The organism is Caulifigura coniformis (genome assembly GCF_007745175.1).
In the GTDB taxonomy this organism is placed as follows: Bacteria; Planctomycetota; Planctomycetia; order Planctomycetales; family Planctomycetaceae; genus Caulifigura; species Caulifigura coniformis.
Genome location: NZ_CP036271.1, coordinates 5,406,496 through 5,430,064 on the forward strand (window position 1 = coordinate 5,406,496; position 23,569 = coordinate 5,430,064).

23 protein-coding genes are annotated in these 23,569 nt (G+C 62.6%); 12 read left to right on the forward strand and 11 right to left on the reverse strand.

Annotation, left to right across the window (positions count from 1 at the left end):
• Nucleotides 1-36: 36 nt before the first annotated feature.
• Nucleotides 37-357 (reverse strand): HU family DNA-binding protein, encoded by a 321-nt coding sequence (locus tag Pan44_RS21730; protein ID WP_145033872.1) that lies wholly within the window; start codon nt 355-357, stop codon nt 37-39.
• A 370-nt stretch (nt 358-727) separates the two neighbouring features.
• Here Pan44_RS21730 and folD point away from each other — a divergent pair, with 370 nt between their 5' ends.
• Complete coding sequence (gene folD, locus Pan44_RS21735) at nt 728-1,600, forward strand: bifunctional methylenetetrahydrofolate dehydrogenase/methenyltetrahydrofolate cyclohydrolase FolD (protein WP_145033874.1); 873 nt, start codon at nt 728-730, stop codon at nt 1,598-1,600.
• On the opposite strand, the gene Pan44_RS21740 is transcribed toward folD, so the two are convergent.
• A complete protein-coding gene (locus Pan44_RS21740; RefSeq protein ID WP_145033876.1) occupies nt 1,503-2,840 on the reverse strand; it encodes a hypothetical protein in 1,338 nt (445 codons plus the stop codon). The genes folD and Pan44_RS21740 overlap by 98 nt on opposite strands.
• Before the next feature lie 43 nt (nt 2,841-2,883).
• A complete protein-coding gene (locus Pan44_RS21745) occupies nt 2,884-3,390 on the reverse strand; it encodes a hypothetical protein (RefSeq protein ID WP_145033879.1) in 507 nt (168 codons plus the stop codon).
• Nucleotides 3,391-3,550: 160 nt separating this feature from the next.
• Here Pan44_RS21745 and Pan44_RS21750 point away from each other — a divergent pair, with 160 nt between their 5' ends.
• Nucleotides 3,551-4,480, forward strand: a complete 930-nt coding sequence (locus Pan44_RS21750; protein ID WP_145033881.1) for a hypothetical protein — start codon at nt 3,551-3,553, stop codon at nt 4,478-4,480.
• Between the two features lie 77 nt (nt 4,481-4,557).
• Here Pan44_RS21750 and Pan44_RS21755 read toward each other — a convergent pair whose 3' ends face one another.
• Nucleotides 4,558-5,790: an LL-diaminopimelate aminotransferase gene (locus Pan44_RS21755; protein ID WP_145033883.1), complete on the reverse strand. Its 1,233-nt coding sequence runs from the start codon at nt 5,788-5,790 to the stop codon at nt 4,558-4,560.
• A 351-nt stretch (nt 5,791-6,141) separates the two neighbouring features.
• Here Pan44_RS21755 and Pan44_RS21760 point away from each other — a divergent pair, with 351 nt between their 5' ends.
• Nucleotides 6,142-7,641, forward strand: a complete 1,500-nt coding sequence (locus Pan44_RS21760) for a PQQ-binding-like beta-propeller repeat protein (RefSeq protein ID WP_145033885.1) — start codon at nt 6,142-6,144, stop codon at nt 7,639-7,641.
• A gap of 32 nt (nt 7,642-7,673) precedes the next feature.
• Nucleotides 7,674-8,378 (forward strand): hypothetical protein, encoded by a 705-nt coding sequence (locus tag Pan44_RS21765; protein WP_145033888.1) that lies wholly within the window; start codon nt 7,674-7,676, stop codon nt 8,376-8,378.
• Nucleotides 8,379-8,402: 24 nt separating this feature from the next.
• Here Pan44_RS21765 and Pan44_RS21770 read toward each other — a convergent pair whose 3' ends face one another.
• Nucleotides 8,403-8,657 (reverse strand): hypothetical protein, encoded by a 255-nt coding sequence (locus Pan44_RS21770; RefSeq protein WP_145033890.1) that lies wholly within the window; start codon nt 8,655-8,657, stop codon nt 8,403-8,405.
• Nucleotides 8,658-8,775: 118 nt separating this feature from the next.
• On the opposite strand from Pan44_RS21770, the gene Pan44_RS21775 reads away from it, so the two are divergent.
• Both Pan44_RS21775 and Pan44_RS21780 read left to right on the forward strand, forming a co-directional pair.
• Complete coding sequence (locus Pan44_RS21775; protein ID WP_231754125.1) at nt 8,776-10,038, forward strand: tetratricopeptide repeat protein; 1,263 nt, start codon at nt 8,776-8,778, stop codon at nt 10,036-10,038.
• Nucleotides 10,039-10,141: 103 nt separating this feature from the next.
• Nucleotides 10,142-10,648, forward strand: a complete 507-nt coding sequence (locus Pan44_RS21780) for a hypothetical protein (protein WP_145033892.1) — start codon at nt 10,142-10,144, stop codon at nt 10,646-10,648.
• A gap of 24 nt (nt 10,649-10,672) precedes the next feature.
• Here Pan44_RS21780 and mazG read toward each other — a convergent pair whose 3' ends face one another.
• Entirely contained in the window at nt 10,673-11,581 is a 909-nt protein-coding gene (mazG, locus tag Pan44_RS21785) for a nucleoside triphosphate pyrophosphohydrolase (protein WP_145033894.1), read from the reverse strand.
• A gap of 381 nt (nt 11,582-11,962) precedes the next feature.
• On the opposite strand from mazG, the gene Pan44_RS21790 reads away from it, so the two are divergent.
• The 3 genes from Pan44_RS21790 to Pan44_RS21800 all read left to right on the forward strand — a co-directional run bounded on the left by Pan44_RS21790 (nt 11,963) and on the right by Pan44_RS21800 (nt 14,369).
• Entirely contained in the window at nt 11,963-12,490 is a 528-nt protein-coding gene (locus Pan44_RS21790; protein WP_145033896.1) for an NADH-quinone oxidoreductase subunit C, read from the forward strand.
• Between the two features lie 86 nt (nt 12,491-12,576).
• Complete coding sequence (locus Pan44_RS21795) at nt 12,577-13,815, forward strand: NADH-quinone oxidoreductase subunit D (protein ID WP_145033898.1); 1,239 nt, start codon at nt 12,577-12,579, stop codon at nt 13,813-13,815.
• A 20-nt stretch (nt 13,816-13,835) separates the two neighbouring features.
• Nucleotides 13,836-14,369, forward strand: coding sequence for a DUF1572 family protein (locus Pan44_RS21800; protein ID WP_145033900.1), 534 nt, complete (start codon nt 13,836-13,838; stop codon nt 14,367-14,369).
• A gap of 24 nt (nt 14,370-14,393) precedes the next feature.
• Here the strand turns inward: Pan44_RS21800 and Pan44_RS21805 are convergent, their stop codons facing one another.
• The 5 genes from Pan44_RS21805 to Pan44_RS21825 all read right to left on the reverse strand — a co-directional run bounded on the left by Pan44_RS21805 (nt 14,394) and on the right by Pan44_RS21825 (nt 18,819).
• A complete protein-coding gene (locus tag Pan44_RS21805) occupies nt 14,394-15,320 on the reverse strand; it encodes a YdjY domain-containing protein (RefSeq protein ID WP_145033902.1) in 927 nt (308 codons plus the stop codon).
• Nucleotides 15,321-15,359: 39 nt separating this feature from the next.
• A complete protein-coding gene (locus tag Pan44_RS21810) occupies nt 15,360-16,010 on the reverse strand; it encodes a 3-keto-disaccharide hydrolase (protein ID WP_197453550.1) in 651 nt (216 codons plus the stop codon).
• A 40-nt stretch (nt 16,011-16,050) separates the two neighbouring features.
• Nucleotides 16,051-16,701, reverse strand: a complete 651-nt coding sequence (locus tag Pan44_RS21815) for an NAD(P)H-dependent oxidoreductase (protein ID WP_145033905.1) — start codon at nt 16,699-16,701, stop codon at nt 16,051-16,053.
• 170 nt (nt 16,702-16,871) lie between these two features.
• Nucleotides 16,872-17,885, reverse strand: a complete 1,014-nt coding sequence (locus tag Pan44_RS21820; protein ID WP_145033906.1) for a DUF1559 domain-containing protein — start codon at nt 17,883-17,885, stop codon at nt 16,872-16,874.
• A gap of 112 nt (nt 17,886-17,997) precedes the next feature.
• On the reverse strand, nt 17,998-18,819 hold the full coding sequence (locus tag Pan44_RS21825) for a 3'-5' exonuclease (protein WP_145033907.1): 822 nt from the start codon (nt 18,817-18,819) through the stop codon (nt 17,998-18,000).
• A 120-nt stretch (nt 18,820-18,939) separates the two neighbouring features.
• Here Pan44_RS21825 and ahr point away from each other — a divergent pair, with 120 nt between their 5' ends.
• From ahr to Pan44_RS21840, 3 genes are all read left to right on the forward strand, one after another.
• Nucleotides 18,940-19,950, forward strand: a complete 1,011-nt coding sequence (ahr, locus tag Pan44_RS21830; protein ID WP_145033908.1) for an NADPH-dependent aldehyde reductase Ahr — start codon at nt 18,940-18,942, stop codon at nt 19,948-19,950.
• A gap of 407 nt (nt 19,951-20,357) precedes the next feature.
• Nucleotides 20,358-21,212: a hypothetical protein gene (locus tag Pan44_RS21835; protein ID WP_145033909.1), complete on the forward strand. Its 855-nt coding sequence runs from the start codon at nt 20,358-20,360 to the stop codon at nt 21,210-21,212.
• Between the two features lie 198 nt (nt 21,213-21,410).
• Nucleotides 21,411-23,468 carry a serine hydrolase gene (locus Pan44_RS21840; protein WP_145033910.1) on the forward strand — a complete coding sequence of 686 codons (2,058 nt, stop codon included), beginning with the start codon at nt 21,411-21,413 and terminating at the stop codon, nt 23,466-23,468.
• Nucleotides 23,469-23,569: the final 101 nt, after the last annotated feature.

Consider the following 23,569-nt stretch of genomic DNA (forward strand, 5'->3'; position numbering starts at 1 on the left):
TCCCCCGAACCGGGGCGAGGGAGGAGCGACGGTGAATCAGACCATGCCCTTCAGCTTCTTCAGCGCACGAACCTTCACGACGGTGCGCTTCGGCTTGGCGGCGATCATCATGGTCTCGCCCGTCTTCGGGTTCCGACCTTCCTTCGCAGGCCTCGCAGGATTCTCCTTCCGCATGATCTTCAGCAAGCCGGGCAGGACGAAAACTCCCGTTCCCTTCTTGCTCAGCGCGCCTTCGACAAGACCTTCGATCTCGTCGAGAACCTGCTGGACTTGCTTCTTGGAAAGCTCGGTCTTTTCAGCGAGCTCAGCGATCATCTGCGACTTGGACATCGGCCGGGCGGCGGCAGCTTTGGCCATCGTGGCTCCTTTCCTTGTTGTAGGCCATCTGGATGCGGGAATGACTCCCGTTTCTGCGGGGCAGTAGAACGCCGCCTTTCCGCACTGTCAATGAACCTGCGAACGCCGGACCTTGGAAAAACCCGTTGTTTTTCAACATCCGACCGCCTCGGGAAGCAAGGCAAGCTGCACCGCTTGACACCCCTCCAGTCCCCTGTTTCGGCGCGATCGACCCCTTGACCGGCGACGTCGGCCGGGCGCTCGACTCTCCGACGCCCCGCCATACGCACGCCGGATGGAATCCCCCGAAGGTGCTAAGCTCTCTCTCCAATGGTCGCTCAGAGCGAGCGACGCGATTCCGCTGGAATGACGCACGAACGGAATGAAGGACGTGGCCGCACGCATCATCGACGGCAAAGCCGTTTCACAGAAACTGCGAACCGAACTCGCGGACGAAGTCGCCGCTTTCAAGCAGCAAACGGGAGTCATCCCGCACCTGGCGGTCGTCCTGGTCGGGGATGATCCGGCGAGCGCGGTGTATGTGCGCAGCAAGAGCAAGGGGTGCGAACAGGCCGGCATGGCGGGCTCGCAGATGACACTGCCTGCGGACACGTCCCAGGCGCAGTTGCTCGAACTGGTCGCCCGACTCAACGCCGATCCTCAGGTGCACGGTATCCTGGTGCAGTTGCCGCTGCCCCGGCAGATCGATGAGACGGTCATCCTGGATGCCATCGATCCGCTGAAGGACGTCGACGGATTCCATGCCAGCAACGTCGGATTGCTGGCCCAGGGAAGACCGCGGTTCGTCCCGTGCACTCCCCTCGGCTGTCAGAAGCTTCTCCTGGATGCGGGGATTCCGACGTCCGGAGCCCATGCCGTGGTGATCGGCCGGAGTGAGATCGTCGGCAAGCCGATGGCGTCGCTTCTCGTCCAGAAAGGCGCCGGCGGGGACGCGACGGTCACCATCTGTCACAGTCGCACAAAAGACTTGGCGGCCGTCGTGAGAACGGCGGACATCGTCGTCGCCGCGATCGGCAGGCCAAAGTTCGTCACCGCCGACATGATCAAGCCGGGAGCGACTGTGATTGATGTCGGCATCAACCGCATCGAAACGGGCCTGGTCGGGGACGTCGATTACGGCCCCGTGTCCGAGATCGCGGGAGCGATCACTCCTGTCCCAGGCGGGGTGGGCCCCATGACGATCGCGATGCTCTTGGCGAATACGCTCCTGGCGGCGAAGCTGCAGACTCAGGCCCGCCGGTAAACACCGACTTGAAGCGGCTCCAGAAGCCAGGCTTCTCCGCAGCCTTGGGAGCCCCACTGGCCGTGGGGCTTTGGCCTCGAATCGACTCTCCCACAGGCCGGAACTCCGATTCCGCGGACGAGTTGGGCAGTTCGAACTGACCTCCCGGCGGCTGGAACTGAGGTTCAGCGTTCTCTCCTTCTGGCTCCGGTTCGAACCTCAGGGCCGGGGCCTGTCCGCCGGCCGGCGCCGTCTCGCGAGGAGGCCATTCCGGCGCTTCCGATGGAGGCGCCGCTGCGGCCGGCGTTGTCCCCGCTCGATCGGGAGCTGAGAGTTCCCCGGAAGCGTCGGCGTACTGCTGCGGCGGGCCGCCGCGCTGCGAGCGGGCCACTTGCGCCAGATCGACCATGTGGTGCCCCGGCAATTGGGGAACCGAGAACACCAGGCTGTCCTCCGACGACGACGGATTCACCTGGATCCGGTCGAGCTCGAGCGTCAGCAGCATCTTGTCCTGGGGGAGTTCAATCCGGATCTGTTTCACCAGCACGAGCTTGGTGTCCGGGTCGTGGTAGTGCTTCTCGAAGCTGGCCCGCGCAATGACGACGCCTTCGGCGTTACGAAGCTCGTGCAGGTAAATCAGGCCATGGCACGCGTTGACCTGGATGACGCGCTGCATCGGCTCGCCGGTCGGTCCGCGGCAGTCGGAGATCAGCTTGACGAGCGGTGAACCCTGGACGTCCCGCTCCATCCGGAATTCGTTCGGATCGAGCGGGACCACTCCGAACACTTCCATGAGCCACTCGGGCTGCACGGGGAACGGCATTTCCAGGTGCGCGGCGGTTGCGGCGATGTCGCTGTGACGGCAGGTGAGAACGACCCGTTCCGGAGCGTTCTTGTCCCACACCCAGAATCCCTCGGCATTCGAGCCGATGTCGAGCATGGCCGTGTTCGACAGCGGCTGCATCACGCGCATGCGGAAGTTTCGTGGGGCCTCGACCTGCAGCGTGGCGCTCGCCGAGATCCCATGCATTCGGACCTTCGCCGAGTCCGACTTCCATCCTCGCAGGCCGGGCTGGCCTTCTTCCGCCAGTACGTTCCGATTGAGGTAGGCGACGATCTCGTCCTTGGTCGACTCCGGAGGCAGGGCGCAGGCCGATTTCGGGCCGAACGGATCGCGGGCCGCCCCGAAACGGCTCGCCCACTGGCAGCCGGTGGCGCCCAGGGCCGTCGCGAGAATCAGGATTTGCAGGCCCTTGAACATTCCGTCCTGTCGAAGTTGTGCGGCGATCGCAGCCGTGTGGGGTTTACGCGGCTGCCTGCGAGGCGGCCCAGTTTTCCGAGAGCTGCTGGTTCAATTCCGCCTGGAGCGCCTTCACTTCTTCCTCTGGGAGCTGCTGGTCGCGGACGTCGTAAGGGCCTTCGCCCCGGCTGCCGATCAGGTGCAGGTACTGCACTCCCTCCTCGATTTTCGTCCCGTCCAGTCGCAGCCGGCGGCGCTGAAGCAGATACAGGGCCACGACATACAGCATCCGGGCATGGGCCGGATTGGAGGTTTCGAGAAGCTGCTCGAAAAACCGCAGCAGGATCTCCGGATCGACTTTCGAGGCGTGAATCACGGCCGCGGGCGGAACCTGACAGGTCCAAAGGCCGATCATCCCCTCGGGGGGGCCGGTCCACCCGTCATTGGAGTAATCCAGGCGGATCAGTTCGCCGTTCCGGTCGACGACGACCGACGTGCAGAGTTCCCCCGGCGCGAGCGGCTTGCCCGAGCCGGCGCACGTCTTTCCCAGGGGACGAAACTGATATTCCACCGCGATCCTCCATGACGCTCGGGCGCGCACTCCGCAGGCCGGAGCGGGAGCGGGCCGGAATCTACCGGCGACCTCACGATGGACTCAAGATGAGTCTGAAACTGGTCTCGCGGCGACTCCGGCGCTGGGAATAGACTTCGCCGCAGATTGATTCCCCTTCATGGATGAGAAGATGGCCGGGACTCTCGCTTCTGCACGGATTTCGCTCGCCCTGGCCCTCGTGGCGGGCTTCACGGCGCGATCAATCGCGGACGACGCAAAGCACACGCTCCGATACCGCTTTAGCCCGGAAGAATCGGTCTATTTCACGTCGCATAACGAGACGTCGCGGCGCTACCTCCAGAACGTCAGTGAAATCCAGACGAACGACTCCGTCGACGCCCTCAAGCACTACAAGGTCCTGAGCGTGACGCCGGAAGGCGGCGCCGTCCTGGAACTCACCATCGACCGGACGAAAATGTCCGTCGACAACGGAAGCTCCCTGTTCATCTATGACAGCACCAAGGACCAGGACCCGCCGGCGGCCTTTCAGGTGGTCCACGGAACAGTCGGACGCCCCTGGCTGCGGGTGACCGTCAACGCCCTCGGCGAGACGTCGAACTACCAGACTCCCGCCGGAACCGCCGTTCCCGAATCGGCCGACTTCGTGTCACGCGTCCTCCCGGTGCTTCCCGAGAAACCGGTCGCCATCGGAGAAATCTGGAAGGAGCCGTTCACCGTCGATGCTCCCAACGGCGACGTTGAAATCGAGCCCGGCAGGCCCCTCACCCGGCCGATCACCATGCAGCGCGTCTATAAGCTGAAGTCCGTGGAGAACGGCATCGCCGCCATTGACCTCCGCACCGAGGTCCTCACCTCGAAGCGAACGCCCAAGGAAGATGTGTTCATCATCCAGCGGCAGTACTCCGGATCAATCACGATCGATATGGCCAACGGCCGCCTGCTGGGGCGTGAACTGGCCATCGATGGAAATGTCGTCGGTTACGACGGTCCCACCTCGGCCATGTCGGTCAAGATGGCCCAGCGCGACTCCTTCGCCCCGGCCGGTGCCGCCAGCGCCGCACAGCCCGCCGAAGCCGCGACGAAGTAGGCCCCGACAAAGTTGGTCCCGACGCCCAGATTCTTCGACTGGCCGCCGGTCGCCTTTCGGACGTCCCTCTCGCCTGGTTACTTCAGCAACTTGGTGGCGCGCGACAGGGCTTCTTCGATGTTCGCCCGGCTGTTGAACGCGCTCAGCCGGAAGTAGCCCTCGCCGCACGATCCGAACCCGCTTCCCGGCGTCCCCACGAGGTGGGCCTTCGAAAGCAGGGTATCGAAGAACTCCCAACTGGTTTGGCCGCCCGGTGTTTTGATCCAGATGTAAGGGGCGTTGACGCCGCCGAACACGGTCAGGCCCGCAGCCTGCAGTCCTTCCCTGAGCAGCCGGGCATTCTCGAGATAGAACCCGACCAGCTTCGCAATCTGTTCCTTCCCCGCCGGCGAATAGGCCGCCGCCGCCCCCACCTGCACCGGGTACGACACCCCGTTGAATTTCGTGGTGTGTCGCCGCATCCACAGCGGGTAGATCTCGCGGCGTTCGCCCGACGAAGTCGTCCCGGTGAGCGTTTTCGGAACGACGGTGTAGGCACAGCGAGTTCCCGTGAAGCCCGCGTTCTTACTGAAGCTGCGGAACTCGATGGCGCATTCGCGGGCGCCGGGAATCTCGTAAATCGAGTGCGGCAGCGAGTTGTCGGTGATGTAGGCCTCGTATGCCGCGTCGTACAGGATGATCGCGTCATTCTTCTTCGCGAAATCGACCCACTTCACCAGCGTCTCTTTGTTCAGCGTGGCCCCAGTCGGGTTGTTCGGCGAGCACAGGTAGATCAGGTCGACCTTCTCCGTCGGCAGGCTCGGGCTGAAATTGTTCTCCGCCGTGCATGGCAGGTAGACGAGCCCCGCGTACCGCCCCGATCCGTCCGCCTCTCCCGTGCGGCCGCTCATCACGTTGGTGTCGACATACACCGGGTAGACCGGGTCCTGGACGGCGACTTTGTTGTCCAGGCCGAAGATGTCGAGGATGTTGCCCGTGTCGCACTTCGAACCGTCGGACACGAACACTTCATCGGCCGAGATGTCGCAGCCCCGCGCCTGGAAATCGTTCTTCGCGATCGCCTCGCGGAGGAAGTCATACCCCTGTTCCGGGCCGTAGCCCTTGAACGATTCGCGCTTGGCCAGTTCGTCGACCGCTTTGTGCATCGCTTCGACGATCGCCGGGGGAAGCGGCTCGGTGACGTCGCCGATCCCCAGCCGGATCACCTTCGCCGAAGGATTGGCTTCGGTGAACGCTTTCACGCGCCGGCCGATCTCGGGGAACAGGTATCCGGCCTTGAGCTTCAGGTAGTTGTCGTTGACGCGAGCCATGATCGTGTTGCCGTAGATGTTCAGCCTTCAGGCTGTTTTCAAGAATTGCCAGCCCTCTGCAAACCCTTCCTTCTCTTCCTTGCCTTCTGTTCGGTGAAAAACGAACAAAAGACAACGAGGGAACGGAACAGATGGCTGAGCTGGTCGTGTGTGATCCCTGCTTTCGACGACGCGGCAACAAGGGGAGTTCCGCGTCGTGTCCGACAAACTGCCGAATCGGGCGTTGTAGCGCAGGGGGAAGACGGTTGCAAACGTCGGCCCGACGTGGTGAAGTCCATCCGCGGCGAGCCTCCCCCTGCACTCGCGACGCGGACGGAATCGGTCTGCTTTCTTCTGTTGGTCAGGTGCGTGATGCTCGTTGTCGATCGTTGTCGGATTGCGGCCCTGCTGCTCCCCCTTTTCAGTGCTCCGGCATTCGCTGCTGAGGCGTGGACCTCGTTCCAGAACTCCGGGAATCTGGAGCTCAAGGACACCGTTGCCTCCGGGGAAGGTTCGCCGTTCGGCGCGCAACTGTGGAGCGCAAAGCTTGCAGGCTACGGCCAGTCGAGTCCGGTGCTCTGGAAGGACCGCGTGTTCGTGACGTCCATCGAGGGGCCGAACCGCGAGAAGTATCATGTCGCCGCGTACAGTGTGGGTGACGGCAGGCAACTGTGGGTCAAATCGTTTGCGAACCCTTCGCCCCGGGAGGATTCAGCCATGCTCAGCCGGGCTGCCTCCACGCCGGCCGTGGATGCACAGGGCTTGATCTGCTTCCTCGAGGGCGGACTGTTGATTGCCCTGACGCACGACGGCGACATCCGCTGGCAGCGCGACCTGGTCGCCGAGTTCGGACCGATCGATTCCAACCACGGCGTGTCGGGCTCAGTAGAGCAGCAGGACGACCGGGTGTTCGTGTGGGTCGAGCGCAAGACGGAGCCGTATCTGGTCGCCGTCGACAAACAGACAGGAAAAGACCTTTGGAAAGTTTCAGGCGTCGGCGCGACAAGCTGGGCCAGCCCACGCCTCGTTCCGACGGCGACAGGACAGCACCTGGTTCTCAGCGCGGTCGGAAGCCTGACCGGCGTTGATCCCGAGTCCGGAAAGACACTCTGGAAACTCGAAGGTCTGGCCGGCAATTCCACGCCGACTCCGATGCCGCTCGGCAACGGCCGGTTTCTGATCGGCGCCACCGATGGACGTGGCGAGGGTGGCGGAAGCAAGCCGGCCGAAACGAACGGAGTCGTCGCCGTGACGGAGTCTGGCGGAACATGGTCGGCCGCCTACGTCTGGAAAGCGAAGCGGGCCACATCGTCCTTCGGCTCGCCGATCGCGGCCGGCGGGAACGCCTACATCGTGAACCGGACGGGCGTCCTCTACTGCCTCGACCTGGAAACCGGCGAAGAACGCTACGTCGAGCGAACTCCCGAGAGCGTGTGGTGCACACCCGTGGCCGACGATCATGCCGTGGTCCTGTTTGGCAAAGGTGGAACCATCACCGCCCTCGCCAAGGGCCCCGAGTTCAAGCTTCTCGGCTCGATGAAGCTCTGGACCGACGAGCCGGAGACGCTGCAGTATCGTCCGATGGGAGAAGGTGCGAGCCCCGCCGGCGAAGGACGTCGTCCGATGAGCGAAGGTGGGGCTCCAATGGGTGAAGGTCGCTCGCGCGGTGAGGGCCGTCCTCCCATGGCCGAAGGCGAACGCCCCATGGGCGAAGGGCGAGGTCCGATGGGTGGAGGTCGGGGAGGCGCCGGAGGCCCTCCATCGGGTCCCACGCTGTACGGCGTCGCCATCGTCGACGGCAAGCTGCTGGCACGTCGCGGCGAGATGCTGTTCTGCCTGAAATACGGATCCGGCAACGCAGCGTCGCCTTAGGATCAGATTGAACGTGAGAGGGATGAGGGACGATGGCGCTGGACGTGTATGTCATGCCCCTCTGGCGCTTCAAAACGGGCGACTTCAGCACGCCCATTGAAGAGGGGCTCGGTCTGGAGCCGACGATCATCACGAGCGACGGGGTTGTCCGTCCGTCTCAACGGCGCTCCAGAGATTGGACCTCGTTGCTGCGCCGCTTCCGCGCGCGGCGAGAGACGCGCGCGATTCGCAAGGCCGTCGAATCCGCGAATCTCGTGAGAGTCCGGTGGAACGACGACGGGCCCGTTCAATACTCGCAGCAGTCACCCGGCTTTGAAGCGCTGCGGGCCTATGCACGCTGGCTCGACTGTCGTGATCGCATTCCGAGGTTCGATGCGCCGCCAGAGCGGGATTACTACAAGCACCCGGTGATGAAGGAACAGATTTCAAACCCCGGTTGCCCGCATCTCGTCGGTCATTCGTGTTTCAGCGGGTACTACCTGCCGGTGGATTTCGAGAAAGTCGTTCAAGTGGAACCGTACCTGATCCTGGGATACTACCCTGCGACGCATGCGGTGGGTTCGAGCCCTCGCTTGATGAAGGAACTCGATCGAATTCAGGTCGACTTACAGGCGCCTGCGGATCAGCGGCTCGACGCCTCCGATCCACTGGTTGACGTCAAGGTCGCGTACCTGCAGCTTCGCGACATCGCCGAGCTGAGTTGTCGGCATGGTCTTCCCGTGATCTTTCATGGGTAATGCAATTCACGGTAGTGGGTCAGTTTAATCCGGGCTGCCGACATGCTGGTCATCCGTGAAAGTTGACGGCGCTGGGTATTCGTTCGTCTGAATCACAATCACGGCAAAGGTCACGACTGATGCCATGAAGCCGACGATTCCGCCAAGGAATGCGGCGAACAGCCCGCCGACGTGGATACCGTAATCTCTCGTCAGGAGGTTCTCGCAGAGCCAGCCGGCGACGAAACCCGCCTCGAAACCGCGAAGCGCCCAGGTATAGCCGTTGCGTTGCTTCTGCATCCCACCAGCTTACCAGCCGGTCGGGGGATCGGCACGGCGGGGGTTGACAGGGTCGCCCTCGGCGGACGGACCTTCAGCTTGTAGAGACCTACGACCGAATTCACGAGAGGAGCGCAGCATGCTTGCGTCTCTTGCCGCAGGCGGAACAATGGGCGTCTCCGCCATGCCAGATTCGCCCCCCAGCCTGACCAGTTCGCCCGTTCTCCAGGGAGAGCGCGTTTCCTTCACCGGCGTACTGGCCTCGATGACGCACGCGAAGGCCGCCGATCTCGTCGCTCAGCATGGTGGTGAAGCCGCCGAGCACGTCAGCCGGCAGACGACGCTGCTCGTCGTCGGCGAAGAGGGCTGGCCCCTCGAAGATGACGGCCAGCCTTCCGTCAAGCTTCAGCAGGCCGAGCGACTCCGTTCACTCGGCGAACCGCTCCGCATCATTGGGGAATCCCACTGGCTCCAGCTCCTCGGGCTGACCGAACGCCGCGACGAAATGCACTGCCTCTACACCCCGGCGATGCTTTCGCAGATGCTGGAAGTCTCGGTCCACGTCATCCGGGGCTGGGAACGGGCAGGGCTGATCCGGCCGGTGAAGCGGGTCTTCCGGCTCCCCTATTTCGACTTCCAGGAGGCGGCAAGCGCCCGCCGGCTGTCGGAACTTCTCGCGTCGGGTGTGTCCCGCGAGGAAATCGAAGACAGCCTTCGCAAGCTCCCCTCTGTGCAGGGGGGCAGCGCCCGGCCGCTCGAGCAGCTCCGCCTGCTGGCCCATCATCACCGCGTCGCCATCCGCGACGAGAACGGACTGCGGGAGGCAGCCAGCGGCCAGCGGCTTCTCGATTTCGACCCGGAGCAGGAAGGCGCCGCCCACCCGGCCGAACCGCAGGAAGAGACGCTGAAATTCCCCGCCCGGACTGGCCTCCCCGACTGGTCGGCCACCGACTGGTTCGACGAAGGCTGCCGCCGATACGCCGCCGGCGAAATCGATCTCGCCGTCGAGGCCCTGCGCTGCTCGTTGATGCAGCGGCCGACGCACCCGGAAACGCATTTCCACCTGGCGGAATGCCTGTACCGGCTCGGGCACTCCCGGCCGGCCCTCGAGCGCTACTACTGCGCCGTCGAGCACGATCACGATTACCTGGAAGCCTGGACGCAGCTGGGCTGCCTGCACGCCGAATTGGAAGAATCCGATCAGGCGCTCGATGCCTTCCGGATCGCGCTCGACGTCCACGCCGATTTCCCGGATGCCAACTTCCACGTCGCCGAACTGCTGACCGGCATGGGCCGTCTCGAAGAGGCTCGGTCCCACTGGGAAACCTTTCTCAAGCATCACCCCCGCGGCCCGTGGGCCGATCTGGCGCGGCAGCGCCTGGAGATGCCAACGCCACACTGAAACTCGCTTCACTAGACTGCTCGTCACCGGTGCGGGTGACGCGAGTTGTGTTGAGAAGGGGCGTGCGATGGGTGAATGGCTTTACACTGTTCGAGAGCGATTCATGCCAAGTGCTGGTGAGCATTGGCAGGGAGTCCATGCGTTCGCCGGTTTCCTGAATGTCGACGAAGTTGTGACTCTTGATTCCATCCTCTGTCCCGATGTCGTGTCGGACCTGTCGGATGAAGACTGGAATCACAACGTTCACAAAGATTTCCGAATCTTCCTGTTTCGGGACCCTGCCTATTTGACGGCCCGTCAACCGTTGGATCCGACGTGCCATCAGCTGCTTGCGGTTCTGGAGCGCCCTCAGATTTCCGACAACGTGCCGCGGGGATTCGCTCGTTGCGGCTTCGACATTGTGGACTCATGCGTCGGCAACAGCACGCTGACCAATTGCGGTCCAATTCCAGAGATGTTTGATCCCTCAATCGTCAACGAATTGGGACTGATCGCTGACTTGCCAACCGCACTGGAGGTTCGCGATCGAATGCGGAAACTGAGCCCCAATGACGACCACCTCGGCGCCTGTGAGGTGTGGTTGATTGCCCGTCGATTGCCAGGCCGGTAACCGTCTGTTGTTACGAGCATGCAGTCACCTGGACGCTTGATTCTTCATCCGCGCCTTTTCTGCCTGGTACAAAACTTCCATCTCCTGCAGCGTCGCCTGCTCAAAAGTCTTCCCGACCGCCTTGAGCCCTCGTTCGATCGCGCAGAACCGGCTGCTGAACTTCTCGTTCGACGATCGGAGCGCTTCTTCCGGATCAATCCCCCACCGCCGGGCGATATTCGCAATCACAAACAAAATGTCCCCGATTTCCGACTCCACCCGGGCTTTCCGGGACGCATCAGTGATCGGCGTGTCGGGAACGACCGGCCCCTCCACGCTCGCGGCCACATTCGGTCGATGCCCTTCGGGGTATAGCTCCACAAGCAGCTCGTCGATTTCCTCGCGAAGCTTGTCGAACAGCATGTCCCGGTTCGGAAAGTCATAGCCGACGCGGGCCGCCTTCTTCGTGATCCGCAGGGCCCGGGCCAGCGTCGGAAGGGCAACTGGGATTCCATCCAGCACCGACTCCCGCGGCTGCTTTGCCGCTTTGATCTTTTCCCACTGCCGTTTAACGTCCGCAGGCGTCGCGGCCTCGGCATCGCCGAACACGTGGGGATGCCGGTCGATCATCTTCTGCGTGACGCCGTCGATGACCTCAATGATGTCGAACCGGCCCTCATCGGCCGCGATCTGCGAATCGAGAACGACCTGCAGGAGCACATCTCCGAGTTCTTCGGAAATCGCCCGGTCGTCCCCCGAATCGATCGCCTCGAGCAACTCGTAGGTTTCCTCGAGGGTGAACGGCTTGATCGTTTCGAGAGTCTGCTCGCGGTCCCAGGGGCAGCCGGTGGGCGATCTCAGCCGGGCAATGACGTCGCAGAACCGCCCGAAAGAGGCGGCCAGACGGGTGGGATCGGGAGGAGTTCCAGGGGCAGGAAGGGGGGCAGCAGGCATTCGGGGAGGTTCGCAACTTCCACGCCGTCTGGCGAGTCGACAGCGATATCGGAAATTCGGCAACCGCGCAACCACCCACGGTGGGGTAGGCCGAAGGTCGTCAAGCACTCAGAACAGAGCCCGGAGGGAGGCCGGAACGTGTCACACATGTCACAGGTGTCACACCAGCAGGATTTCCAGCGATTCAGGCCCGTTTCCATGTGTGACGCCGCTGTCACACATGTCACAGGTCGCCACGCCGCGGAACGGGCTGTTGGGACTGTTTCGCGGTCCTGAGAAAGGCCCCGGAGCCCGTTCGCTATCGCTGGACAGCCCGGCATTCCCCTGCGACAGTCATGCCCACGGTTTCCGGAACCCCTTCACCACAGTGGCTTTTCCGTCGTGACCATCAACGAGATCGCCGTTGCTCTTTCCGATCGATTTGGGGATCGGATCAAAGACCTCAACAACGAGGCGACCGACCCCTGGGTCGAAGTGGCTGCGGAGGGGTGGGATGAAGTCGCCCTGTTTCTTCGCGACGACGAGCGGCTGAAGCTGGATTCTCTGTGCGATCTGACCGCAGTCGACTACTGCGAGCCCGACCCGAAAAAACAGGCGAAATTCGGCCACGACGAGCACCTGGAAGTCGTGTTCCACCTGTACAGCTTCGTGCACAGGCATCGCGCGACGATCAAGGTGAAGCTGCCGCGGTGGAAGGACGGCGTCGTCGGCGAATTGCCGGCCTGTCCCAGTGTGGCGCACGTCTGGGCCATCGCCGACTGGCACGAGCGGGAAGCTTACGACCTGCTCGGAATCGACTTCACCGGGCACCCCAACCTGCAGCGGATCCTGTGCGTCGAAGACTGGGTCGGGCATCCGCTCCGGAAGGATTACGAGTTCCCGAAGGAGTACCACGGGATCAGAAACTAGAAGCGGCCGACAGGCACTCCCCATCGACGGCCCGGGCAGGCGAGACCTGACGGGCCGACACCGACGACCTCGAACATCAATTGCGAATGTCCAGCACGCTCCAAGACCCTCGCGTCATCGAATTCGACGTCCGCACGGACGAGATGCTCGTCAACATGGGCCCTCAGCACCCCAGCACCCATGGTGTGCTGCGGCTCCTGCTGAAAACGGACGGCGAAGTCGTTCACGAAACGACGCCGCACATCGGCTACCTGCATCGCTGCGCCGAAAAGATCGGCGAGAACCTCACCGGCCCGCAGTGGATCCCCTACTCGGACCGCATGGATTATCTCGCGGCGATGAACATGAACCTCGGCATGGCGCTGACGTTCGAGAAGCTGCTGAAAATCGAAGTTCCGGAAAAGGCGATGACGCTGCGGCTCATCATCGCCGAGCTCAACCGCATCGCCAGCCACCTGGTCGGCATGGGCGCCTATGGGCTCGATCTCGGGTCGTTCAGCCCGTTCCTGTACGCGTTCCGCGAACGCGAGATCGTTCTCGACCTGTTCGAGGAACTCTGCGGAGCCCGGCTGACCTACAGCTACATCACCATCGGCGGCGCCACGCACGATATCCCCAAGGTCATCCCCATCCCGCCGGGACTGGCCGAACTGACCCATCGGAGCCACAACGAGAAGATCGAGTGGGTCGACGCGCTCCGCCTGTTCCTCGACTGGCTCGAGAAGCGGATCTTCGAATACCACACGCTGCTGACGCGTAACTCGATCTTCATCAAGCGGACAGCCGGCATCGGCGTTCTCCCTCGTGACATGGCGATCTCGTACAACTGCACCGGCCCGGTGCTCCGCGGCTCCGGAGTCGATTTCGATCTGCGTCGAGACGGCGAGCCGATCTATACGCGGATGTACGAGGGGTACCAGTTCGACATCCCGGTCGCGCCGTTCGAGGACGCTCCGCCAGAAGTCGTTCTGGGTGACAACTGGTGCCGCTTCTTCGTGCGGATGCTCGAAGTGTCGGAATCGATCAAGCTCGTCCGCCAGGGGCTCGACAGGTATCCGACCGCGAAGGGGGATTATCGCGTTCCCTTCAAGATGTCGACCAAGCTGCCGAAGGACGAGGCGTACCTCGAAACCGAATGTCCCCGCGGCCAGATGGGCTTCTACGTTGTCGGCAACGGCGACGCCGAGCCGCTTCGCGCCCGCGCGAAGAGTTCGTGCTTCTGTAACCTGTCGATCACGGCGCCGCTCTGTCAGGGCGTGCTGATCGCGGACGTGCCGGCGATCGTCGGTTCTCTCGATATCGTCATGGGTGAAATCGACCGGTAATCGCCGGCAGGGGAGGCCCGATGGCAGATCTGGCGGCTCTCTACATCGACGCGACGATCGACGCCTTTCAGGCCAACAGGAAACTGACCGAGAAAGCTGTGGGACAACTGTCCGACGAGCAGTTGCGCACGGCGATCGACCCCGAGGTCAATTCCGTCGCCGTCATCATGAAGCATGTCGCGGGAAACCTGATCTCGCGTTGGACGGATTTCCTGACCACGGATGGTGAGAAGCCGTGGCGGAATCGCGACGATGAATTCGTCGACGCGTTCCAGAACCGTCGGGAGATTCTTGACCGCTGGGAACTGGGCTGGAGCTGTCTGTTCCGCGCCATTCACGCCCTGAACGCCGATGACCTGGCGAAAACCGTCATGATCCGCGGCGTCCCCCACTCGGTGCCACTCGCGATCCAGCGCTCCCTCGGGCACACCTGCTATCACTGCGGCCAGATCGTTCAGGCGGCGCGCGTCCTCGCCGGCGAACGCTGGACGACGCTGACCATCGCCCGCGGCGATTCGCAGCAGTTCAACGAAGCGAACTGGGGCAAAGGGTGAACAACGCGATTGCGAACATCTGTACTATCTCGCCGTTCTGGTTTTGACGGGAATCAGTTCGACGACCACGGGAGTCTTGAGCGGCGGGATTGCCGGCGTGTTGGGTTCGAAGGAGGCGTCGGAGTTCACGTCGCTCGAGCGGATGTTCACATCGATGATCGCGTCCGAGAAATTGGCGACACAGATCAGGTTCCCCGCTTCGGCCGCATACCATTCCTGGCCGTCGGGGTTCTTCACGAACGAACTGCCGGCGAAGATGAATTCAGCCGTCATCGGTTTGGGCTGACTGTCGACGTGGAACCTGTGCAGTGCCTTGCGAAATTTCTCATCCGTGGAGAGCGCGGCGAGCGTTTTCTCCTGTTCGACGGTCATGATTCCGAACCAGATCAGCTCGCCCTGCATCGGGTCGTAGCGGAGCTCGCTCTCTTTCGGAATGGTCACCCCCGCCGGGAGCGGGCCGATCTTTTCGGCGTAGTAACGGCGCGTGAGGCTCCGAACCCACGACTGTGCGAGCGCGCGATGCGGTTTGCCCTCGGCGTCCTTCCAGTGGACAAAAACCTCGATGCGGTCTCCTTCGGGAGGAGAGAACTCCGGCGAGAATCTCGCGGGCCGTCCCGGTACCGCGCCTGCCGCAAGGAGGCCGGCGTGGATGACCTGGGCCGATGAATCGATCATCAGAACCGACTCATGTTCCTTCGTCTGCTTCTTGCAGAGGAGCATCTCCAGCAGTCCCTCGGTCAGCACAACGGAAGTCTGCAGGAACAACCGCCCGTTGGGCTTGTCCAGCAGAACTGACTTCTGCGGATTCAGTGCGACAGCCGTTTTCAGACGTGATTCAAGCTGCTCCGCGGTCGAAGGTTGGACTGCGGACGCGGGGACTGGAGTGGCCGGCTCAGCAGCGAGCGAAGGAACCGCGCAGGTTAACGCGACGCAGAGGGCGAGTCGTTTCATCACATCCTCAGTTCATAAAGTCCCGCTGACAGATTGGCATCAGGGCAATGGCCTGATGCGAACGTCGCGGAAGTACCACACACTCTTCCGATCGTGTGCTTGAAGTGCAATTGCGCCGCCATCCGGCGAGAACAGGCGTCCTTTTCTCTGCGGTGGACGCTCCGCGTTCTCGGGTTCGGTGTAGTCAACGGTTTGCTTGCCGTCGATCAGGATCCGGATCCGCTTGCCGTCCACAATGATGTTCACGCGAAACCACTTCGTTTCGTCGAGCGGCGAATGATCGTAGTCCACGATCGCGTACAGGCTGCCGGTCTTGCGTTTTTCCTTCTGAGAGCTGTTCAGCTGGACCTCGTAACCGCGTGCCAGATGGAGCGCGGCGTCACGGGTGCTCATGTCGGTGTGGACGAACACGCCGCCATTGGAATTGGGTTCGGCCCGGGCCCACAACTCAAGTTCGAAGTTCCTGAACTTCTCCGGTTCTCCCGTCTCTCCGTTCACAACGAACAGGTGCGCGCTGGTGCTAGCCGTCGACTGAACGCGGATCGTTCCCTCGGTGGCTCTGAAAGAGTCGGGATCGTTGTTGGCCCGCCACCCGGTGAGGTCGCGTCCGTTGAACAGGGGACGCCATTCCTCGCCGTGCGCTGCTCGCGTCAGGACAGACAGAACTCCCACCAGGAGCCACAATCGCATTGATGGTCTCACAATCTGGTTGTTCCCGAGTCCAATCGGGTCAGCGGTGAAGCACGACATCTTCTGTCGCGAATCGTACCTTCGGGACCGTCGCATAACGATCATAGGCCGCTCGATAGCCTGCTGCGCAGGCGACGATCGTGTGGTATCCGAGAGCGGGAAGGCCGAGGATGTCGTCGTATTTCGCAGGGGCGATCCCCTCCAAAGGGCAGGTGTCGACGCCGAGGGCGGCGGCGGCGGTCATAAAGGTGCCCAGGGCGATGTAGGCCTGACGTGCGGCCCATTCTGTCAGCGACAGCCCTTCGGGCGGCTTGGCGAGAAAGGCGAGCATCACCTTCTGGAATCCGGCGAGCGATTCCCGTGTCACGCCGCGGACATGAACAATGCGGTCGAGAAAACGGTGCACGTCGGCCTCGCTCATGGGATGTCGCGCGGCGAAGACGACGAGGTGCGAACAGTCGCGCACCTGCGTCTGGCCCCACGAGGCGCCCATCAGCTGTTCCTTGAGTTCACGGGTCCTCACCACGACGAACTTCCAGGGCTGCAGTCCGAACGAAGAGGGGGCGAGGATCAGAGAGTTTTCGAGAGCTGACCACATTTCGGGCGGGATGAACCGCTCGGAGTCGAACTTCTTGCAGGCATAGCGCCAGCGCATCTGAGCTTCGAGTTCGGAAGGTTTCAGCAGCGACATGGACGGCCTGCAGGCGGAGTGAATTGATGCAGGTCGACTTTAGGTGTGTGCCGCACACTCCGTCCAGCGGCCGCGAGTCCGCAGTCAAGACGTCCTCGGCCTCGCGGAGACATGTCTTTTGTCTGAGGCCGGCACGCCTCATGTTTCAGGCGGAGCCTCTCGGATGTCTCCTAGAACTCCGCAGTCACGCCACCATCGGCTCGATCGGCGAGTTGCTCAAAGAGTCCGGGGCTGATGTTCTCGGAGATGAAGCGGGAACTGCTGTCCAGCAGAAGGAACTGTGCGCCACCAGCGTGTCGACTGTCGAATCCTCCCACTGAGTAGTCGAGGTTCACGGCGACTGGAGGGGCTGGCGGCCGCAGGATCGCTCCTTCCTCGGGTGTCGGCAGCATCTCAGTGGCATCCTCGTCGCCGCCTGGTTCTGGACCGAGCGGGAAAATCTCGTCGAGTGGAGCGGAATCTTCGACCTGTTTCTGGTCGACGATCGTGGCGGGGTCGTTGGCGTAGGGCCGGATGCCCACCTTCGTTTTGTTGATGCCGCTGGTATTTCGCAGCGTCGAGCGGGTCCCGGAAACCCACCCCAGGTTGGTGGGGTCGCGAAAAATCTCGCCGAGGCCGATCGTGTAGGCCGTGCCATCGGGAATCTCTTCATAACGCAGGAAGCTGTTGACGTAGAAGCTGCCATGGTTGGTGGTGTCGATCGGCGCTTCCACGGGATGGTGGACGCCAGCGTAGTTATTGAGGCCAGCGCCTCGCATGACGCGATCAATGGACGTCCGGGACGGAGTGTCGCTGGGGCACAGGAGGATCGGCAGGACGAGTCTGGCGACTGGCCTGTTCGCGACGTCGTACGCGCCCAGGTTCTGGTCCAGACCATCGGAGGCTGACCTCTGGTCGAGGTGGGGCAGCAGGGCCCAGATCCAGCTATGGTGAAAGCCGGCCGGTCGATGCGCGATCGGTCCCCTGGGATTCACGCATCCGGCCGGCAGCATGGTAAACGTGTCGAAATAGGAGCCCAGTGCGACCCCGAACTGGTGCATGTTGTTCTTGCATGAGGCCCGGCGGGCCGCTTCCCGGGCCTGCTGCACGGCGGGCAGGAGCAGGGCGACGAGAATCGCAATGATGGCGATCGTCACCAGAAGCTCGATGAGCGTGAATCCGCGTCGGAACTGGGATCGGAGCATAAGGCGCTGGCGGCAAAGGCTTCCGGTGGAATCACGTAAACAACGAAGAGGTCCAGTCCTGCCGTACGCCGGAACTTCGGCCGGCGTTGGCGAATTCGCCCCGTCCTCGCAATCAGCCTTCCGGAGCGGTCCAGTCGCCCCAGTGGTTGAGGTAATGCCTGAAAACCGGCATGGTGTCCGCTTTTTGAGTCACCCAGGCCTTGGCCTCGTTGACGATTACCTGCTCCTCCTCCAGGGACAGCCGGCCGAGAATGACCCGGCTCCGCAGGAAGACAAAATACGTGTCGAGGGCGTCGCAACGGCAGTAGTCGTTGATTTCGGCCGTTTTGCCCGCATCGAACATATCCTGCACCTGCGAGCCGTCGACGCCGGTCTTTCCGGGCTTCCCGACGAGGCGGGCGAAGAGGTTGAGTCCGCCGCTCAGCCTTGTCGCGCTGAAATTTGAGAACAGGTCGCAGAGGTCGAGGTGAGACCGGGTGTTGTAGCGGTTGCGAGACTGCTCATACGACGGCGCACTGACATTGAACCAGTCTGGCAGCGCGATGCCGTACCGATAAGCGGCGAACTCGAGGACTGGAACGTCGTATCCACGTCCGTTGAACGTGACGAGAGTGGGGCGGCCGTAATGCCGCCAGCCCTGCCAGAACTGCCGGGCCATCACATGAGGGCGAAACTCGGGCTCATCGAGAGTCACGACGTCGAGCAGCCGGAAATCGGGAGCGACTTTCGCAATGGCAATCGAAATGGGAAGGACGAAGGTCGGCGGGAAGACGTCGCGGCCCGTCTGTTCCATGAGTTCACAGCGGAACCTCGCGACGGCGTCAGCAGGCATCAGCCCCTGGCCCGGGTACTTCATCTCGGAGACGAGGCGGCCGTCCGCGACGGCTTCAATATCGAAGACGAGGTAGGCGACGCCTGAGGATTCGGGTTTCATGCGGGCATTCTATGACGGGAGGCCGGGAATCCGTGAAGCCTCAATGGCCTGCAGGCTGGTCGAGGCCCCGAAGTCGACTACTGTTTCTGCGTGCTCGATTCTCCAACGGAGCGAATCAAGATGTCCAAGACGACAGCGTGGGTGGCGCATGCAGCCGGGCAAAAGCTGGTGCGGGAGGAGATCGACCTCGGGCCGATCGGAGCGGACGACGTCGAGGTCCAGGTGGAGCATTGCGGGATCTGTCATTCGGACATTTCCGTGTTGAAGAATGAATGGGGAATGTCCCAATACCCCGCTGTGCTGGGGCACGAGGTGGTTGGGCGAGTGGTCGCAATTGGCTCGGCCGTGAAATCGGTGTCCGTCGGCCAGCGCGTCGGAATCGGGTGGAATTCCGCCAGTTGCATGCATTGCCGCCAGTGCATGTCGGGAGATCACCAGCTCTGCTCGCAGGCGCAGCCGACCATCATCGGTCATCGCGGCGGGTTTGCGGGCCTTGTTCGATCGCACTGGGCCTGGACGCTTCCGATACCGGAAGGACTGGATCATGCCGAAGCTGGTCCGCTGCTTTGCGGCGGGATCACCGTGTTCAATCCGATTGCGATGTATGCGCAGCCGACGAGCCGCGTCGGGATCGTCGGAATCGGCGGGCTGGGTCACATGGGGGTGAAGTTCGCGAAGGCCTATGGCTGCGACGTCACGGCGTTCACTTCGAGCGAGAGCAAGTTCGACGAGGCCCGCAGCTTCGGAGCCCACCACGTCGTCTCCAGCCGGAACTCGAACGCCATCAAGTCGCTGGCTGGAACGCTCGATCTTCTGGTCGTGACCGTGAATGTCCCGATGGACTGGGATGCCTTGATTACCACGCTGGCCCCCAAGGGCCGGTTGCACATCGTCGGCGCTGTCCTGGAGCCGATGGCGCTGTCGATCGTTTCTCTGATCTTCGGTCAGAAGTGTGTCTCCAGTTCGCCGACGGGTTCGCCCGTCGACATGAGCGACATGCTGGAATTTGCGGCCCGGCAAAAGGTCACTCCGCAGACGGAGCACTACCCGATGTCGAGGATCAACGAGGCCTTCCAAAGACTCGAGGAAGGCAAGGCCCGCTATCGCATCGTGCTCGACGCCGATTTCTAGGTAGCCTCGACGTTTCCATTCGCAGTGGGGGCCTCCACTGACGCGGCCGGTCGGTGTCCCGATTGAGACCTGCGCGGCGGGAGACCTGTGACGACCTGTGACGACCTGTGACAGACGAAAAGGGCCTGAATCATTGGGATTCTGGACCTGTGACATGTGTGACACCTGTGACGAGAGTTGTGTGTTTCTGTCACACAATCTCGCCGGGTGATCGCGCGTCTGTTTCGAGTTGCCAATGAACGAATTTCCCTACCTTTACGGGTGAGGTTGCGCGCGGGGCAGGAACTCTTTCGCCAGCGGGAGCTTGCGACGATTCTGTGCGGCGCGATGGTCCCTTCGAAGTTCCAGATGCCGAGACCCGCCCGGCAGAACGACGATGCCGGTGTGCCGGCCAGGTTGGAGATCCGATGGTTCGAACTGCCTGTCTGATGCTGGTCGGTGCGTTTGCCGGGCTGGCCGTGGTCAGTCGTGCGGCGGAGCCCGAGGCGGCCTTCGACCCTCCGCACGCCGCAGTGCAGTTCCGTGAAGCCTTTGAAGACGACGCGCTGGTGAAGCGCGCGTGGTATGACGGCACGAAATTCCGGATCGCCGGCAATGCCGCATCAGGCGATGGGTGCCTCGAGTACGAATGGGTCGACGGCCGGACCACCGTGCAGGGGTCGTCGCCCGTCCGACGGCTGTTCGAGCCGGCGGATGAAGTGAGCGTGCGCTTCTTTCTCAAGCTCTCAAAGGGCTGGGGATGGAGCGGTCGCGATTACCACCCGCACCTGATCAATATCCTGACCACGGAAAACGCCGCGTGGGCGGGGCCGGCGGCGACACACCTGACGCTGTATATCGAGCCCGTTGGCGGAAAGCTCCGGCTGGCGGCCCAGGATATCGAGAACAAGGACGCGCCTCACGGCCTGACCCAGGGAGCTTTGAAGGGGGGCTATAACGGAAAATTCTTCGACAGCCAGGACGTGTTGTTCAACGACGACAAGTGGCACTGCGTCGAGGCGTACTTCAAGCTGAATTCCCTCGACATGATCAATGACCGTCCGAACCCGGACGGTATCGTCCGCGGCTGGTTCGATGGGAAGCTGGTGGTCGAAAAGACGGACGTTGTGCTGCGGTCGACCGATTTTCCGAAGATGCGTTTCAACCAGTTCCTGATGGCGCCTTATTTCGGGCCGGGACTGCTCCCGCATCCGCAGACGCTGTGGATCGACGACCTGGCCGTGGGGCGAACGCGGATCGGTCGGCTGGACCTGCGGAAGTAGCGGGGCATCCAGAATCGATCTGCTGATCGGCCAGTGTCCGGGGCGTTTTTGACGGTTCGAGTGGACCCGGCCTGAGGTCCTGCCGGCTGCGCGCTGACGGAGCCTGAAATCGCTCCCGGAACGCTTTCGTTTGTGCACCCTCTCCTGCACACTACGGGTGCCGCTCGCGGAGCCAATTCCGCCTTTGAGGGTTCCCTTATGTTGTCGTTTGTTGCCGTGTTGCGCCCTGATCGCCTTGCTGTCGCCCTAGTGGCGCTTGTTTTCTTTGCCTCAGCTGCTGAAGCCCAATCGGATCGCTGGAAGGATCGCATTCGCGAGCTGGCCGCCGCCCACAAGGGGAAGGTGGCCGTTGCCGTTTCGCACCCGTCCTCGAAAGAGACCTTCTTCCTGAACGAGAAGGAGGTCATGCCGACCGCCAGCCTGATCAAGCTGGCGGTAATGGTCGAAGCGTACCGCCAGGCCGATGCGGGCCGGATCGATCTGAAAAAGCTGGCGACGCTCAAGGAAGAGGACAAAGTTCCCGGTTCGGGCATTCTGACGCAGCACTTCTCGGCCGGAACCCAGCTTTCAGTGCGGGACTCCGTGCGGCTGATGATGGCGTACTCGGACAACACGGGGACGAACCTGGTCCTGGATGCGATCGGGATTCCTGCGACGGCGAAGGCGATGGAGGAACTCGGGTACCCGGAAACGAAGATCCACTCGAAGGTCTACCGCCGGGACCTCTCGGTGTTTCCCGAGCGGAGCGTGAAGTACGGACTGGGAAGCACGACGGCCGCGGACATGGTTTCGATCCTGGAACGTCTGCTGAAGGGCGAACTGGCGAACGAAGAGTCGACGAAGGCGATGATCGCCCACCTGCGGTCGAATCCGGACAAGGAGACGTTCTCGAAGCACCTGCCGGCCACAGCGAAGTATGGATACAAGGGGGGGGCCGTCGACAGGATCCGAACGGCCGCCGGGTTTATCGACGTGGAAGGGGGGCCGCTGCTCGTGGCCGTCCTGACCGCAGAGAACACCGACCAGAGCTGGACGCTCGAGAATTCGGCGCAGAACCTGATCGCCCGCATCACGAAGGAAGCGTTCGATCGATTCAGCCGGCCGTCCAATCCGGGACGCCCGGGAAGTGCGCAGCTGGCTGAACTCAAGGTGGGCGCCGGTGGCCCTCTCGTGGAGACGCTGCAGCGGACGCTCAATGATCGGCTTCCGAAAGAGAAGGCCACGGCTGTCGACGGCGATTTCGGCCCGTCCACCGAGGCGGCGGTCATCGCGTTTCAGAAGATGAAGTCGCTTCCGGAAACGGGAGTCGTCAACCAGGACACCTGGAAGGCGCTCGGCCGCCTCGTAACGGACCGGATGATGGTCACGGAAGTTGCGAAGCTCGACATGAGTCTTCCGGAGAAGACGCCGCTCGATCCCCTCGACGGAGCGCCGTTCGTGACATGCAAGGCCTGGGCGATTGGTGACGCGAAATCGGGGGAACTGATTGCCGGCGGCAACGCCGATCAGCCCCTGCCGATGGCGAGCACCACCAAGATGATGACGGCGTACATCGTTCTGCGCGAGGCGGCGAAGAATCCTTCAGTCCTCGACGAAATGATGGACATCTCCGAACGCGCGGACAGGACGCCCGGTTCGACGGCCGACATCCGCGCCGGCGAACGGATCAGCGTCGGTGAACTGCTGTATGGACTGATGCTTCCCTCCGGGAATGATGCAGCCACTGCCTATGCCGAGCATTTCGGTGCCCGGTTCAAAGGGCCGGCCGATGAGCCTGAGGCGGCTGATCCGGTCGTCCGGTTCGTCGCCGAAATGAACCGCACGGCGGAGCAACTGGGAATGGCCGGCACGCGGTTCGCCGACCCCCATGGCCTTTCCTCGGACGGACATCATGCGCGAGCCCGCGATCTGGTGATGCTGGCGAAGGCCCTGATCGATGACGGGCAGATCCTGAAATACGTCGAAACTCGCAAGCATGCCGGCAAGCTCGAAGGCGCCTCCGGCTATACGCGCTACGAACTGTGGAAAAACACGAACAGGCTCCTCGACACCGAAGGCTATCTCGGCATGAAAACCGGGACGACGACGCCGGCGGGCGCCTGTCTGGTCGCCATCGGTGAACGCGACGGGCGGAAGCGGATTGTCGTCGTGCTCGGTTCCACTTCGAGCGACGCCCGATACACCGACAGCCGGAACCTGTTCCGGTTCGCGTGGACGAACAAGGGTGGCCAGAAGGTCACCGTCGGTGGAGAATAATTGTCGGTCTGCACAGAGCCCCTGGCACTGAAGGAACGTGACGTGGCAACCTCCAGTTGGCGGAGTGGAGTGTTCTCCGCGACTGCCCGGATCGTCGTCGG